This window comes from Vibrio sp. 10N.247.311.47 (assembly GCF_041467535.1).
GTDB lineage: Bacteria > Pseudomonadota > Gammaproteobacteria > Enterobacterales > Vibrionaceae > Vibrio > Vibrio crassostreae_C.
The window spans coordinates 1-15095 of sequence record NZ_JBFSUR010000046.1 but is presented as its reverse complement, the minus strand read 5'-3'; the positions used below and the strand labels follow the sequence as shown (position 1 = coordinate 15095).

At 46.7% G+C, this 15095-nt stretch carries 15 protein-coding genes and 1 pseudogene; all 16 read left to right on the top strand.

Annotation, left to right across the window (positions count from 1 at the left end; translation table 11 throughout):
* Window positions 1-19: 19 nt before the first annotated feature.
* Entirely contained in the window at window positions 20-430 is a 411-nt protein-coding gene (fliN, locus tag AB6E51_RS21965; protein ID WP_004739851.1) for a flagellar motor switch protein FliN, read from the top strand.
* Window positions 430-870 carry a flagellar biosynthetic protein FliO gene (gene fliO / locus AB6E51_RS21960; protein WP_017060675.1) on the top strand — a complete coding sequence of 147 codons (441 nt, stop codon included), beginning with the start codon at window positions 430-432 and terminating at the stop codon, window positions 868-870. Before fliN ends, fliO begins: the two co-directional genes overlap by 1 nt.
* Window positions 857-1786: a flagellar type III secretion system pore protein FliP gene (gene fliP, locus AB6E51_RS21955; protein WP_170791796.1), complete on the top strand. Its 930-nt coding sequence runs from the start codon at window positions 857-859 to the stop codon at window positions 1784-1786. Before fliO ends, fliP begins: the two co-directional genes overlap by 14 nt.
* A gap of 11 nt (window positions 1787-1797) precedes the next feature.
* Window positions 1798-2067: a flagellar biosynthesis protein FliQ gene (fliQ, locus tag AB6E51_RS21950; RefSeq protein ID WP_029235191.1), complete on the top strand. Its 270-nt coding sequence runs from the start codon at window positions 1798-1800 to the stop codon at window positions 2065-2067.
* Between the two features lie 6 nt (window positions 2068-2073).
* Window positions 2074-2856, top strand: coding sequence for a flagellar biosynthetic protein FliR (fliR, locus tag AB6E51_RS21945; protein WP_017060672.1), 783 nt, complete (start codon window positions 2074-2076; stop codon window positions 2854-2856).
* Between the two features lie 9 nt (window positions 2857-2865).
* Complete coding sequence (gene flhB / locus AB6E51_RS21940; protein ID WP_017060671.1) at window positions 2866-3996, top strand: flagellar biosynthesis protein FlhB; 1131 nt, start codon at window positions 2866-2868, stop codon at window positions 3994-3996.
* Between the two features lie 210 nt (window positions 3997-4206).
* Window positions 4207-6306 carry a flagellar biosynthesis protein FlhA gene (gene flhA / locus AB6E51_RS21935; RefSeq protein ID WP_017064115.1) on the top strand — a complete coding sequence of 700 codons (2100 nt, stop codon included), beginning with the start codon at window positions 4207-4209 and terminating at the stop codon, window positions 6304-6306.
* A gap of 27 nt (window positions 6307-6333) precedes the next feature.
* Complete coding sequence (gene flhF / locus AB6E51_RS21930) at window positions 6334-7896, top strand: flagellar biosynthesis protein FlhF (RefSeq protein ID WP_029235190.1); 1563 nt, start codon at window positions 6334-6336, stop codon at window positions 7894-7896.
* Window positions 7897-7909: 13 nt separating this feature from the next.
* Window positions 7910-8797: a MinD/ParA family protein gene (locus AB6E51_RS21925; protein ID WP_017060668.1), complete on the top strand. Its 888-nt coding sequence runs from the start codon at window positions 7910-7912 to the stop codon at window positions 8795-8797.
* Window positions 8790-9524: an RNA polymerase sigma factor FliA gene (locus tag AB6E51_RS21920; protein ID WP_017060667.1), complete on the top strand. Its 735-nt coding sequence runs from the start codon at window positions 8790-8792 to the stop codon at window positions 9522-9524. Before AB6E51_RS21925 ends, AB6E51_RS21920 begins: the two co-directional genes overlap by 8 nt.
* A gap of 42 nt (window positions 9525-9566) precedes the next feature.
* On the top strand, window positions 9567-9935 hold the full coding sequence (gene cheY, locus AB6E51_RS21915; protein ID WP_016767062.1) for a chemotaxis response regulator CheY: 369 nt from the start codon (window positions 9567-9569) through the stop codon (window positions 9933-9935).
* 105 nt (window positions 9936-10040) lie between these two features.
* A complete protein-coding gene (locus tag AB6E51_RS21910; RefSeq protein WP_017064113.1) occupies window positions 10041-10772 on the top strand; it encodes a protein phosphatase CheZ in 732 nt (243 codons plus the stop codon).
* A gap of 9 nt (window positions 10773-10781) precedes the next feature.
* Entirely contained in the window at window positions 10782-12974 is a 2193-nt protein-coding gene (locus AB6E51_RS21905) for a chemotaxis protein CheA (RefSeq protein WP_372058769.1), read from the top strand.
* A gap of 13 nt (window positions 12975-12987) precedes the next feature.
* Window positions 12988-14112 carry a chemotaxis response regulator protein-glutamate methylesterase gene (locus AB6E51_RS21900; protein ID WP_017071205.1) on the top strand — a complete coding sequence of 375 codons (1125 nt, stop codon included), beginning with the start codon at window positions 12988-12990 and terminating at the stop codon, window positions 14110-14112.
* 10 nt (window positions 14113-14122) lie between these two features.
* Complete coding sequence (locus tag AB6E51_RS21895; protein ID WP_017071206.1) at window positions 14123-14905, top strand: ParA family protein; 783 nt, start codon at window positions 14123-14125, stop codon at window positions 14903-14905.
* A pseudogene (locus tag AB6E51_RS21890) lies at window positions 14892-15095 on the top strand (chemotaxis protein CheW); the annotation flags it as partial. The gene AB6E51_RS21895 and the pseudogene AB6E51_RS21890, both read left to right, overlap by 14 nt.

Here is a 15095-nt window from a genome sequence, read left to right as displayed (position 1 = left end):
AAAAGTATAGGAATTGGTAATGGAACCTAGTGAAGATCAAAAGCTAGCAGACGAATGGGCTGCAGCACTTGGTGAAGATCCTTCAGCGCCGTCAATTGATGTTGATGATGTGCTTGCGGCACCACTTGATGAGCTAACCGATTCATCATCTCCGATTTCTGAAGATGAGCGTCGTAAGCTGGATACCATTATGGATATTCCAGTGACTATTTCGATGGAAGTTGGTCGCTCTCAGATCAGTATCCGTAATTTACTTCAGTTGAACCAAGGTTCGGTTGTTGAGCTAGATAGAATTGCTGGTGAGTCACTGGATGTGATGGTAAACGGTACCTTGATTGCTCATGGTGAAGTGGTTGTGGTGAACGACAAGTTTGGTATTCGTTTGACTGACGTTATTAGCCAAACAGAACGAATTAAGAAGCTGCGTTAATGAGCTTTTTGTCTCAAAGACTTGCGGGCTCTTTTCTCGGAATGACAGGTTTGTTACGAGGAATCTTGGGAGTAGGGCTATTAACAGCTCCTTCCATTGCCTTTGCAGCAACACCGCCTTCTCTCGATTTAGCGACCACCTTTGGGTCGCTAATTTTCGTTATAGCCTTCATTTTATTTATTGCTTGGCTACTCAAGCGAATGCAAGTACCTGCGATGTCGAATCAACAAGGTTTGGCGATTGTTAGGCAAATCCCTGTTGGTACTAAAGAGCGTATCGCTATTGTGCAAGCGGGTGATGAACAGTTCTTGGTAGGGATTACCACACAATCGATTCAGCTGATCTCTAAGCTCGATAAACCTCTTACTCAGGAGATGCTGGAAAAAAGTACATTTTCAAGTCAGCTTTCCCAGCTAATAAAAAAAGATGCAAACAAGTAACGGACTTTTGAACTCCTCTTACTTTCACCAAGCCGGAGCTTTCCGAGCGGTGAAAGTGTGGTTGGTTCAGCTTATTCTCCTATGCTCAATCGTATTCAGTGTGTCGGTATTTGCACAAGCTGAAGACGGCACCGTCATTCCTGCGAATACCGCTGGCTCGGAATCGGTCACTATCAGCACGATGGAACAAGACCAAGCCAAATCGACAACCATGACCACGGGCAGCTTAACTGGCAATGGTGGCGGCATACCTGCCTTTACCATGACAACCAATGCCAATGGCGGTGAAGACTACTCGATTAACCTGCAAATTCTCGCGTTAATGACCATGCTTGGCTTCTTGCCGGCGATGGTGATTTTGATGACATCGTTCACTCGTATTGTGGTAGTGATGTCTATCTTGCGTCAGGCGATGGGTCTACAACAAACACCGTCTAACCAAGTCATTATTGGTATTGCGATATTCTTGACCTTCTTCATCATGTCGCCAGTGATTAACCAAGTGAACGAACAAGCAGTTCAGCCATATCTTAATGAACAGATCTCGGCACGACAGGCATTTGATGTTGCCCAAGAACCGATTAAATCCTTCATGCTTAAACAGACTCGAATCAAAGATCTTGAAACCTTTGTTGAGATTTCTGGTGCGGAAGTGACTAACCCTGAAGATGTTTCGATGGCGGTTCTGATTCCAGCATTTATCACATCGGAATTAAAAACGGCTTTCCAAATCGGATTTATGCTGTTCTTGCCTTTCCTAATCATCGACTTGGTGGTGGCATCGGTATTGATGGCTATGGGTATGATGATGTTGTCACCGATGATTGTTTCGCTGCCGTTTAAGTTGATGCTGTTTGTTCTTGTTGATGGCTGGAACTTGATACTCTCCACACTCGCCGGCAGTTTTGCCTTGTAGCTGGGGGAATAATGAATCCTGAAATATTCGTAGAGTTGTTCCGAGATGCCCTTTGGATGGTATTAATCATGGTTTGCGCCATCATTATTCCTAGCCTGCTGATCGGTTTGGTTGTGGCTGTTTTCCAAGCTGCGACCTCAATCAACGAACAAACCCTGAGTTTCCTGCCGCGTTTGATCGTAACTTTGTTGGCGTTGATGCTATTCGCACACTGGATGACCCAGATGATGATGGAGTTCTTTTTTGAGCTCATCGAACGCTTGCCGCAAGTTCTGTATTAAACCGATATGGAATACCCAACGAGCCTTGTACTAGAGTGGTTAGCCAATTATTTTTGGCCATACACTCGCATCTCAGCGATGCTGATGGTGATGACGGTAACAGGGGCACGCTTCGTGTCGCCGCGTATTCGTCTGTATTTAGGCTTGGCGATCACTTTTGCGGTGATGCCTGCGATTCCGGCCGTTCCCAAAGAGATTGAACTTCTGTCCTTTCAAGGCTTCCTGACTGTCTTCGAGCAAATTGTGATTGGCGTGGCCATGGGTTTTGTTACCCAGTTCATGATTCAAACCTTTGTTATGCTGGGTCAGATCCTCGGTATGCAATCGAGCTTGGGTTTTGCATCAATGGTCGACCCGGCTAACGGGCAAAACACGCCGGTACTTGGTCAGCTGTTCATGCTGCTAGCGACCATGTTTTTTTTGGCGACCGATGGTCACTTGAAAATGCTGCAGCTGGTGGTGTTTAGTTTTAAGACCTTGCCGATTGGCAGTGGCTCTCTAACCTCTGTGGATTTTCGAGAGCTCGCGTTGTGGCTCGGCATCATGTTCAAAACGGCATTAGCGATGTCATTGTCGGGGATTATTGCGCTGCTAACGATTAACCTTTCTTTTGGTGTAATGACGCGTGCGGCACCTCAATTAAACATCTTTTCTTTGGGTTTTGCATTTGCGCTACTCGTGGGTCTGTTGCTTTGTTGGTACATCCTTGGCGGCTTATATAGTCACTATGAGCTATTTTGGATGCAGGGCGAACAACAGATATGTCGTCTAATCCGGTTAGATTGCTAGGAGACTGAAATGGCAGAGTCAGACGGTCAAGAACGCACAGAAGACGCCACGCCCAAACGCTTGCAACAGGCCAAAGAGAAAGGGCAGGTTGCAAGGTCAAAAGAGCTAGCGTCAGCGTCGGTACTTATTGTCGGTGCGATTGCATTAATGTGGTTTGGCGAATCGATGGCGAAGGCTTTGTTCGAGGCGATGCAACGCCTGTTCTCTTTGAGTCGCGACGAGATCTTTGACACCAATAAACTCTTAGAAATTGCCGGTGGTGCACTGGTGAACCTGCTGTTCCCGCTGTTTTTGATACTGATAACCTTGTTTGTTGCTGCCGTCATCGGCGCTGCGGGTGTCGGTGGGATTAACTTCTCAATGCAAGCGGCGATGCCAAAGGCGTCTAAGCTCAACCCACTGAGTGGTATCAAGCGTATGTTTGGCCTGCAAAGTTGGGTTGAACTGCTCAAGTCTATTCTTAAAGTAGCGCTCGTATCGGGGATGGCGATTTATCTGATTCAAGCCTCTCAGCATGATTTAATGCAGCTGAGTATGGATGTGTACCCGCAGAACATCTTTCATGCCTTGGATATCTTGCTCAATTTCATCCTGTTGATCAGCTGCTCACTGCTGATTGTGGTGGCGATTGATATCCCGTTCCAGATCTGGCAACACGCCGATCAATTGAAGATGACCAAACAAGAAGTCAAAGACGAATTCAAAGATACTGAAGGTAAGCCGGAAGTGAAAGGCCGAATTCGTATGCTTCAAAGGGAAGCGGCTCAGCGTCGCATGATGGCAGACGTTCCTCAAGCAGATGTGATTGTGACCAACCCGGAACACTTTTCAGTGGCGCTGCGCTATAAGCAGAATCAAGACAAAGCACCAATTGTGGTTGCTAAAGGTGTCGACCACATGGCGATGAAGATCCGAGAGATTGCGCGTGCAAACGACATCTATATAGTTCCAGCGCCGCCATTGGCGAGGGCGCTTTATCATACCACTGAGCTAGAACAACAAATTCCTGACGGTCTGTTTACGGCAGTTGCACAAGTGCTTGCATATGTTTTCCAGCTTAAACAGTACCGAAAACGAGGTGGTGAGCGACCAAAACTGCAAGATTCTAATATGCCGATCCCACCTGATTTACGTCATTAGATCAATTGCTTGAGCTCTGCGTGATGAACCCTGATAATAGCGAGCTAGCTAATCTTCCTTTTATAGAGGTGATGGCGATAATTTGACGTGAGATGTTGGTACAGTGTTTGCTGTAGTAGCCTGAACATTATAAGCCCATAGCAAACAGCCCTGACTAAGACCTAATCCACTTGTTCAGAGAGCTACAACATAGCGAAACTGTCTAGATTTATGAAATTCTCCCTGCCTTTTGTGGACAAGCTACCTAAAATCCCTAACCGTGCCATGCCTGCGATTGGTGCACCTGTTATGGTACTTGCAACGCTTGCTATGGTGGTGTTGCCCATTCCAGCTTTCTTGTTGGATATGTTCTTCACCTTCAATATTGCACTGTCTATGGTTGTGCTATTGGTATCGGTTTATACCCGCAGGCCTTTAGATTTCGCTGCATTCCCGACCGTCCTGCTGATTGCGACTCTACTTCGATTGGCCTTGAACGTTGCTTCGACACGTGTGGTATTGCTCCATGGTCACGAAGGTGGCGACGCGGCAGGTAACGTGATTGAAGCCTTCGGTAACGTGGTTATCGGTGGTAACTACGCGGTTGGTTTAGTGGTGTTCTTGATTCTTATGATCATCAACTTCATGGTTGTAACCAAAGGTGCGGGTCGTATCTCGGAAGTAAGCGCGCGTTTCACGTTAGACGCCTTACCGGGTAAACAGATGGCAATCGATGCCGACTTGAACGCAGGTTTGATCGACCAAGACCAAGCGCGTCTGAGACGTTTTGAAGTCACCAAAGAAGCTGACTTCTACGGTTCGATGGACGGTGCTTCTAAGTTTGTTAAAGGCGATGCGATCGCTGGTATCTTAATCTTATTCATCAACATCATTGGTGGCTTGAGCATTGGTATGGCTCAGTTTGATCTTGGTTTTGGTGAAGCAATCGAAATCTACACGCTACTGACTATCGGTGATGGTCTGGTTGCACAAATTCCATCTCTATTACTGTCTATTGCAGCTGCGATGATGGTAACGCGCCAAAATACTGATGAAGATATGGGTGAGCAACTTGTCTTCCAGATGTTCGACAATCCAAAAGCCTTGATGATCACCGCCGCCATCCTTGGCATCATGGGTATTGTTCCGGGTATGCCACATTTCTCGTTCTTGAGCCTTGCCATCGTTGCAGGCGCGGGGGCGTATTACATCGATAAAAAGAACAAGAAGAAGGCGGAAGAGCCTAACCTTCCGGCGACAGTTGAAGCGAATGGAGAAGTAGGCTCTCAGAAGGAGCTCTCTTGGGATGATGTTCAACCTGTCGATATTATTGGTTTAGAAGTGGGTTACCGTTTAATTCCTTTGGTTGATAGAGACCAAGGTGGTGAATTGCTTGAACGCGTTAAAGGTGTGCGTAAAAAGCTGTCTCAAGACTTTGGTTTCTTGATCCCAGCGGTACACATTCGCGATAACCTAGAACTGACACCAAACAGCTACCGTATTACCCTGATGGGTGTTGCTGTGGGTGAAGCTGAGATTAAGCCAGACATGGAGCTCGCGATTAACCCGGGCCAAGTCTATGGCATGATCGATGGCGAGCCGACGATTGACCCTGCCTTTGGCCTTGAAGCGGTTTGGATTCGTGAAGAGCAGCGTGAACACGCACAAGCTCTAGGTTATACCGTTGTAGATTCTTCTACAGTACTGGCGACACACCTTAGCCAGCTGCTAACCAACAACGCATCGCAGCTCATTGGCCACGAAGAAGTTCAGAACTTACTTGAGATGCTCAGCCGCTCAACACCTAAGCTGGTGGAAGGTTTTGTACCGGATCAATTGCAGTTGGGTGTGGTTGTGAAAGTGCTACAGAACCTGCTGAATGAAGCGATTCCAATTCGTGACATTCGAACCATAGTCCAAACTTTGTCGGAGTATTCAGGTAAGAGTCAAGAACCTGACATACTTACTGCGGCGGTTCGCATCTCATTGAAACGATTAATTGTTCAGGAAATCAATGGTATAGAGCCCGAGTTACCAGTGATAACCTTGATTCCTGAGCTGGAACAAATCTTGCATCAAACCATGCAGGCATCCGGCGGAGAATCTGCTGGTATTGAACCTGGTTTAGCCGAACGTTTACAGACCTCCCTCAGCCACGCTACGCAAGAGCAGGAGCTGAAAGGTGAACCAGCGGTGCTACTGACCTCTGGTGTGTTACGCTCGACTCTGGCTAAGTTCGTGAAAAACACGATCCCAAGCTTGAGAGTCTTGTCTTACCAAGAGATACCGGACGAAAAACAGATACGTATAGTACAAGCTGTTGGTAATTAAGCCGCCTAATTAGAACGGACGATCGAATTGAAAATTAAACGATTTTTTGCAAAAGATATGCGAACGGCGCTGCTCCAAGTTAAAGAAGAACTTGGTTCAGAAGCGGTGATCATGTCTAACAAAAAGGTCGCAGGTGGCGTGGAAATTGTTGCCGCTATTGATGGCGAATCCAGCCCGTCGACAGCGAGCCAGAGATTAAATAAACCTCAGCAGCCTGCACAAAGCCAATATACGCAAATGGCCGCGCCCGCAGCTCCTGCTGGGCGACGTCAACTAGACGATGACAAGGTTAGCCTACAGTCGAATGTTGAAGGTGGACGCTCAATGACTAAGCGCTTTGCGAATATGCTTAAGCAATACAGTCATGGCGCCGATGATGAGCCACAGCATCGTGCAGAAAATGAAGATTCATTGTCAGCATTGCTCAATCGCCAATCAAGCACGGGCCATAAGCCTCATAGTCATCAGACTCAAAGCAATTTGCAGTCTCATGGCCATCAGCAATCTCACGGTAACCAACAGTCTCACGGAAATCTTGATTCTGCATTTGCTCGTGAAACGGGTTTGTCTAAGTTGATTGCTGAAGACCGCAGAGTAGAGCGCCCGACACCTCGCTTGGATCCTACCCGTTATGATCGTGGTCGAGAGAACACTCAGTCCAAAGGTTCTGATACTGAAATGGAAACGATGCGCGAAGAGATGACCTCAATTCGTCGTCTGTTAGAGCATCAAGTTTCTGGGTTGATGTGGCAAGAAGTTGAGCGCCGTGAACCACTGAGAGCCATGCTTATTAAGCGCCTTGAACGTATGGGTGTATCTGCAGAGCTTGCCGATCAAATGGCTTGCTACATTCCTGAAGATACTAAACCTGCACGTGCATGGAAGGCTCTGTTAGCTCTGGTTGCTGACCAAATCTCCGTTACACAAAAAGATATTTTAAAACGCGGCGGTATTGTGGCTCTACTTGGCCCAACCGGCGTGGGTAAAACAACGACTGTTGCAAAGCTAGCTGCACGTGCTGCCATGGAATATGGCGCTGATAACGTCGCACTAGTGACAACTGACACATATCGTATAGGTGCACATGAGCAGTTATCGATCTACGGCCGAATTATGGGTTGTCCTGTAAGAGTTGCTAAAGATTCTAGCGAACTGGCCGATGTAATATATCAGTTACGTAATCGTCGCCTGATTCTGGTCGATACTGCAGGCATGGGACAACGAGATGTTCGCCTATCTGAGCAGTTAGACACATTGATGCAAGAGAGTGGTTCCGTTATCAATAGCTACCTTGTGTTGCCTGCAACCGCGCAACGCAAAGTGCTGCAAGAAACAATTGAACACTTTAGAAGAATCCCGTTGTCGGGATGCATCATGACTAAGCTGGATGAATCCCTAAGTCTAGGTGAATTCATCAGTGTCGTAATACAAAATGCATTACCAGTTGCTTACATAGCAAATGGTCAACGAGTTCCTGAAGATATCGTTATAGCTCAGCCAAAGTACATGATTGCTAAGGCTAATGAGCTATTAGAAAAATCTACAGAGAATGAACCTCATTACTGGAATAGCGATTCTGAAGGGCTCTAGGCGGCGGATAAATATGAATGAAAATATGATACATGACCAAGCTAGCGGCCTCCGTCGCTTAACCAAGCCTTCACTCACAAAAGTTATCGCTGTAACCGGTGGTAAGGGAGGCGTTGGTAAATCTAATGTGACGTTAGGTATGGCTATTTGCATGGCGCGCCAAGGCAAAAAAGTCATGGTGCTAGATGCCGATTTAGGACTAGCGAACGTCGATATCATGCTAGGTATTCGTTCTAAACGAAACCTTGGGCATGTGTTGGCTGGCGAATGTGAACTTAAGGATGCGATTGTCGAAGGGCCGCACGGAATTAAAATTATTCCAGCGACATCGGGCACTCAAAGCATGACTGAACTTTCACACGCACAGCATGCTGGTTTGATTCGCGCATTCGGTTCGCTTGAAGACGAGATGGATATCTTGTTGGTTGATACCGCAGCCGGTATTTCGGACATGGTGATCAGCTTCTCAAGAGCGGCGCAAGACGTGGTTGTCGTGGTATGTGATGAACCTACCTCGATCACGGATGCATATGCTTTGATTAAGCTTTTAAGCAGAGAACACCAAGTTCAGCGATTCAAAGTTGTTGCAAATATGGTCAGAAGCTACCGCGAAGGCCGAGAATTATTTGCAAAGTTGACTTTGGTCACAGAGCGCTTCTTGAATGTGAGCCTCGAACTCGTAGCATGTATTCCTTTAGATGATAAAGTACGTCAATCAGTCAAGAGACAGAAAATCGTAGTCGATGCGTTTCCTCGCTCTCCAGCTGCATTGGCAATCAGCTCTTTGGCTAACAAAGCCTTGACCTGGCCAATACCAAAAACACCGAGCGGACACTTGGAGTTCTTTGTTGAAAGGCTGCTGAATCGTACTGAATTTATAGAGGAACCATTTGGTGAATAAAGCGCTTACTTACGACCAACACGCTAATCACAATAGCCAACAGGCTTTTTTTGAGAAGTACTCTGTGTTGGTTAAACGTATCGCTCATCACTTGTTGGGGCGATTACCGCCTAATGTATTGGTTGATGACTTAATTCAAGCTGGCATGATCGGCTTGATTGAAGCGCAACAAAACTATGATGGTACCAAAGGCGCAAGCTTTGAGACGTATGCTGGTATTCGGATTCGCGGGGCAATGTTGGATGACATTCGCCGTGGGGACTGGGTGCCGAGATCGGTTCATAAGAACAATCGAGAAATCAGCAGTGCAATTGCGGAATTAGAGGGTATCCTCAACCGCGACCCGAGTGATGCCGAAGTGGCAAAACACATGGGGCTCAGTTTAGAGCAGTATCACAGTGCTTTAACTGACATTAATTGCTCAAGACTGGTTGGAATTGAAGATTTAGGCGTCTCAGATGATGTAATATCTCCGAATGAAGACTCTCAAGATAATACGCCTTTTCAAGGGGTTGCTGATGAGTCATTCCGCCAAGCTTTGATCGATTCGATAAAACAACTTCCGGAAAGGGAAGGCCTTGTGCTTTCGCTTTATTACGACGAAGAACTCAATTTAAAAGAGATTGGGGAAGTGTTAGGTGTCAGCGAATCTCGTGTCAGCCAAATACTGAGCCAATCTATGCAGCGTTTACGCACTAAGTTAAGTGCTTGGACACAGAACGACTAACAACACTGATCCTATTCAGTGGAGGCTAATTTGAACAAAAACATGAAAATTCTCATTGTTGATGATTTTTCAACGATGCGCCGAATTGTTAAAAACCTACTTCGCGATTTAGGTTTCAACAACACTCAAGAAGCAGATGATGGCTTGACCGCGTTACCTATGCTGAAAAAAGGCGAATTTGATTTCGTGGTAACTGACTGGAACATGCCAGGCATGCAAGGGATTGACCTGCTTAAACACATTCGCGCAGACGCAGAACTTAAGCACCTTCCAGTGCTTATGATCACAGCTGAAGCGAAGCGTGAGCAGATCATCGAAGCTGCGCAAGCGGGTGTTAATGGTTACATTGTGAAGCCTTTCACTGCTGCAACGCTGAAAGAGAAACTTGATAAGATTTTTGATCGCTTATAAGCATCAATAAATTTAGGCACTTCTAGGTAAACACTGACTGATAAGTTATCTGTTTATCTCGATAGCCTAAGCGCACAAAGTATGCGGAGTAAGGCCGAATTCAGGATGATTTCATTAGAACAAGCAAAAAAATTAGTAGAGCTGCTTGAGAACGATGAGCAGCAAAATGCTGATTCTCTTGTGAGAAGCATTTATGAAGATAACTTTAGTCTTCAAGACAATCCAATGCTTCAAGAAATAGGAAGTCTGACACGCGACCTCCACGACTCTTTGACTCAATTCAATTTCGATGAACGCATCAGCGTTATCGCAAATGACGAAATCCCTGATGCAAGGGATCGCCTTCAGTATGTCATTGATAAAACGGAAGTTGCGGCAAATAAGACGATGGACGCTGTCGATCGCTGTATGCCAATCGCAGACAACCTACACGAGTGTTTACTTCAAGTAAGGCCTCAATGGAATGAACTGATGCATGGCCGCATTGAGCTGGCACAATTTAAAGCTTTATGTCACCGCATTGATGGATTGCTTGTCCAAGTAGAAGGCGACAGTACTGAACTACGCGGACAATTGACTGAAATCTTGATGGCTCAGGATTTCCAAGATTTAACTGGGCAGATAATCAGCAAAGTTATTACCTTGGTGAATGAGGTGGAAGGACGTTTGGTCGAGATTCTCACGGTATTCGGTGCGAATCAAAAAGAGCCAACTCCAGAGTCAGAGAAGAAAGCATCGATTGCGCCTGAAGGTCCAATTATGAACCCAGAAGAGCGCGAAGACGCTGTCGCATCTCAAGATGAAGTCGACGATTTGTTATCCAGTCTTGGATTTTAAAGGTAACGTATGAGCTACGATTTAGACGAAGATATTCTTCAGGACTTTTTAGTCGAAGCAGGAGAGATCCTTGAACTCCTATCAGAACAACTGGTAGAGCTTGAGAATAACCCTGACGACAAAGACCTATTAAATGCTATTTTCCGTGGTTTCCATACAGTAAAAGGTGGTGCTGGTTTCCTAGCATTAACTGAGCTGGTGGATACTTGTCATGGTGCTGAGAATGTGTTCGACATTCTGCGAAACGGCCAACGCAGCGTAACATCAGGTTTGATGGATACCATGCTGCAGGCGCTAGATACAGTCAATGTACAGTTTCGCGCCGTGCAAGATCAGGAACCTTTAGTGCCAGCCGACCAATCTTTATTGGATGAACTTCACCGTCTCTGTAAACCAGAGTCTGCGGATGAAGTGGCACCAGTAGAAGCGCCTGCACCTATTATCCCTGAACCTGTTGTTGCAGCGCCTGAGCCTGTTATTGCTCCGGAACCTACTGCTGAAAGCTCAAACATCAATGCATCTTCAGTCGATGATATCTCTGAAGATGAGTTTGAACGCTTGCTTGATGAGCTTCACGGTAAAGGTGGTTCACCAACAGCGCCTTCTGCACCAACACCGCCGCCAGCACCCGCTGCACCTCAGTCTGTTGCTGACAGTGGTGATATTACTGATGACGAATTTGAAAAGTTATTAGATGAATTGCACGGTGCGGGTAAGAGCCCGACAGCGGCAAGTTCAACGCCTCCTCCACCGCCAACGCCGCTAGCAGCACCTGTTTCGGCGATGTCTGAAGGCGATGATCTGATGACTGACGAAGAGTTCGAGAAGTTACTTGACCAACTACATGGCTCAGGTAATGGACCTTCGATTGAAGAATTGGATGCCGCGACTAAGCCAGCAGAAGTTAAGGCAGTAGCACCTCAAGCTGCGCCTAAACCTGCTGCGCCAGTTGCCGTTAAAGCTGAGCCAAAACCGAGCGCTCCAGCAAAAGCTGAAGTTAAAGTGCCGGCTAAGAAGCAACAAGCTGAAGCGACAGTTCGTGTTGATACATCAACACTGGACACCATCATGAACATGGTGGGTGAACTGGTATTGGTGCGTAACCGACTAGTCAGCCTAGGCCTCAACAGCAACGACGAAGAAATGTCGAAAGCTGTCTCTAACTTAGATGTTGTTACTGCAGACCTTCAAGGTGCGGTAATGAAGACTCGTATGCAGCCGATCAAGAAAGTATTTGGTCGCTTCCCACGAGTTGTCCGTGACCTTGCTCGTAGCTTGAAGAAAGACATCGTTCTTGAAATGCGTGGCGAAGAAACGGACCTTGATAAAAACTTAGTAGAAGCACTTGCTGATCCCCTGATTCACTTGGTGAGAAACTCTGTCGATCATGGTATTGAAATGCCAAACGACCGTGTTGCTGCGGGTAAATCACAAACGGGTAAAGTGATTCTGTCTGCCTCTCAAGAAGGTGACCACATTGAACTGGCTATCGTTGATGACGGTGGCGGTATGGACCCTGATAAGCTTCGTGCTATCGCGGTTAAACGTGGCCTGATGGATGAAGATGCAGCGTCTCGCTTATCAAATAAAGAGTGTTTTAACCTGATTTTTGCTCCTGGCTTCTCAAGCAAAGAGCAGATCTCGGATATCTCTGGTCGTGGTGTGGGTATGGACGTTGTGAAAACAGCGATCAACACACTGAACGGCTCTATTGATATTGATTCAGAAATGGGACAGGGCACCAAGATCACCATCAAGGTTCCACTAACCCTAGCGATTCTACCAACCTTGATGGTCGGTGTTGCAGGTCACCCATTTGCATTGCCATTGGCATCGGTTAACGAGATTTTCCACCTAGATTTAAGCCGCACAAACGTGGTTGATGGTCAGCTGACGATCATCGTTCGCGATAAGTCTATTCCGTTGTTCTACTTGCAAAACTGGCTTGCACCTAAAGCGGGTATTGTTGAACTGCGCAAAGGACACGGTCATGTTGTTATCGTGCAACTTGGTAGCCAACGTGTTGGTTTTGTTGTCGATACGCTGATCGGTCAAGAAGAAGTAGTCATCAAGCCGCTTGATAAGCTTCTGCAAGGCACGCCAGGAATGGCAGGCGCGACAATTACAAGTGACGGACACATTGCATTGATTCTAGATGTGCCGGACTTGTTGAAGCAGTACGCAGCAGCGTCAAGAATTTAATTTAAGGATAAATATGGCGATTAAAGTATTAGTCGTTGATGATTCGAGTTTTTTTCGTCGTCGCGTTAGCGAGATCATCAACTCAGAGGCTCGCCTAGAAGTCATTGATGTTGCAGTAAACGGTAAAGAAGCCGTTGAGAAAGCGAAACAGCTAAGACCTGACGTAATCACTATGGACATTGAAATGCCTGTCATGGACGGTATCACTGCCGTTCGTGAAATCATGGCCGCGTCTCCAACGCCTATTTTGATGTTTTCATCGTTAACGCATGATGGAGCGAGAGCAACGTTAGATGCGTTAGATGCAGGTGCTCTCGACTTCTTACCTAAGAAGTTTGAAGATATTGCACGTAACCGCGACGATGCAGTTGCATTGCTTCAACAGCGTGTGATTCAGATTGCAGCAAAGCGTGCGTTTATGCGCCGTGCTCCTATTACGCCGAGAGCGACAGCAACGACTTCAACAGCTACGCCATTGCGCCAGCCGATTTCAACAGCAGCTTCGACTTCGACAGCGAAGCCTGCGGTTGCATCTACGGCGAAATTCAGAGCGTCAGGTAAGAAGTATCAATTAACAGCAATTGGTACGTCGACTGGCGGCCCTGTTGCTCTACAGAAGATTTTGACTCGCATCCCTGCTAACTATCCACACCCAATTGTGTTAGTTCAGCATATGCCAGCAACATTCACTGCTGCTTTTGCGAGCCGATTGAACACCTTGTGTAAGATTGAAGTTCGCGAAGCGCAAGACGGTGATGTGTTAAAACCTGGCGTGGCGTATCTTGCTCCAGGTGGTAAACAGATGATGGTTGATGGCCGCGCAGGGTCTGCACGTCTAAGAATTATCGATGGCGGCGACCGCATGAACTACAAGCCTTGTGTGGATGTCACATTCGGCTCTGCAGCGAAGATCTACGGCGACAAAGTGTTGTCTATGATCCTGACTGGTATGGGCGCAGATGGTCGAGAAGGTTCGCGTATGTTGAAAACTGCGGGCTCGACAATTTGGGCACAAGACGAAGATAGCTGTGTTGTATATGGTATGCCTCAAGCTGTAGCAAAAGCTGGCATTTCTACTGAAGACCTCCCTCTAGACCGTATCGCGGAAAGGATCTTGGTCGAAGTTGGGTTAGCTTAGGTAAATCGAAATGATTGTTTGGAGTGTTGCAAACCAAAAAGGTGGTGTTGGTAAAACGACCACGACCGTGACTCTAGCAGGTTTACTTGCGTTGAAGGGGCACCGTGTTCTGTTGGTTGATACTGACCCACATGCATCACTGACCACCTATCTGGGTTACGATTCAGATACGGTGGAATCGAGCCTGTTTGATCTGTTCCAGTTGCGTGAGTTTAACGTGCAGACGGTAAGACCTTTGCTTTTACAAACAGAAGTCGAAGGTATCGATATTATCCCTGCGCACATGTCTTTGGCGACATTAGACCGTGTAATGGGAAATCGAAGCGGCATGGGGTTGATCTTAAAGCGTGCTTTAGCCGCTTTGAAAGACGACTATGACTATGTATTGATCGATTGCCCGCCAATTCTGGGTGTGATGATGGTCAATGCATTGGCTGCTAGCGATCGTATATTGATTCCGGTACAGACTGAGTTTTTGGCGATGAAGGGCTTAGAGCGCATGATTCGCACTTTGACCATCATGCAGAAGTCTCGCAAAACACCGTTTAAGGTTACGATTGTCCCAACGATGTACGACAAGCGAACCAAAGCCTCACTGCAAACATTAACGCAGCTCAAAGATGATTACCCAAACCAAGTTTGGACGTCTGCTGTGCCGATTGATACCAAGTTTCGAGATGCGAGCCTAAAGCGCTTGCCAGCCTCTCATTTTGCATCGGGTAGCCGTGGTGTATTTGCTTATAAACAGTTGCTTATTTATCTCGAAAGGTTGGCGATAAATGAGCGCGAATAAAGAATCAACATTGGCGCAGCCAAGTCTCTCCAGTGAACAAGCACTGGATGATTATTTTACTGCGCTGTTAGGTGATGAAAGCTTTGAATCTGACGATTTTTTTGTTGACGAGTCGAGCGACGAATCGCAATCTGAAGAGCCAGAGCCAGAGCCAGAGCCAGAGCCAGAGCCAGAGCCAGAGCCAGAGCCA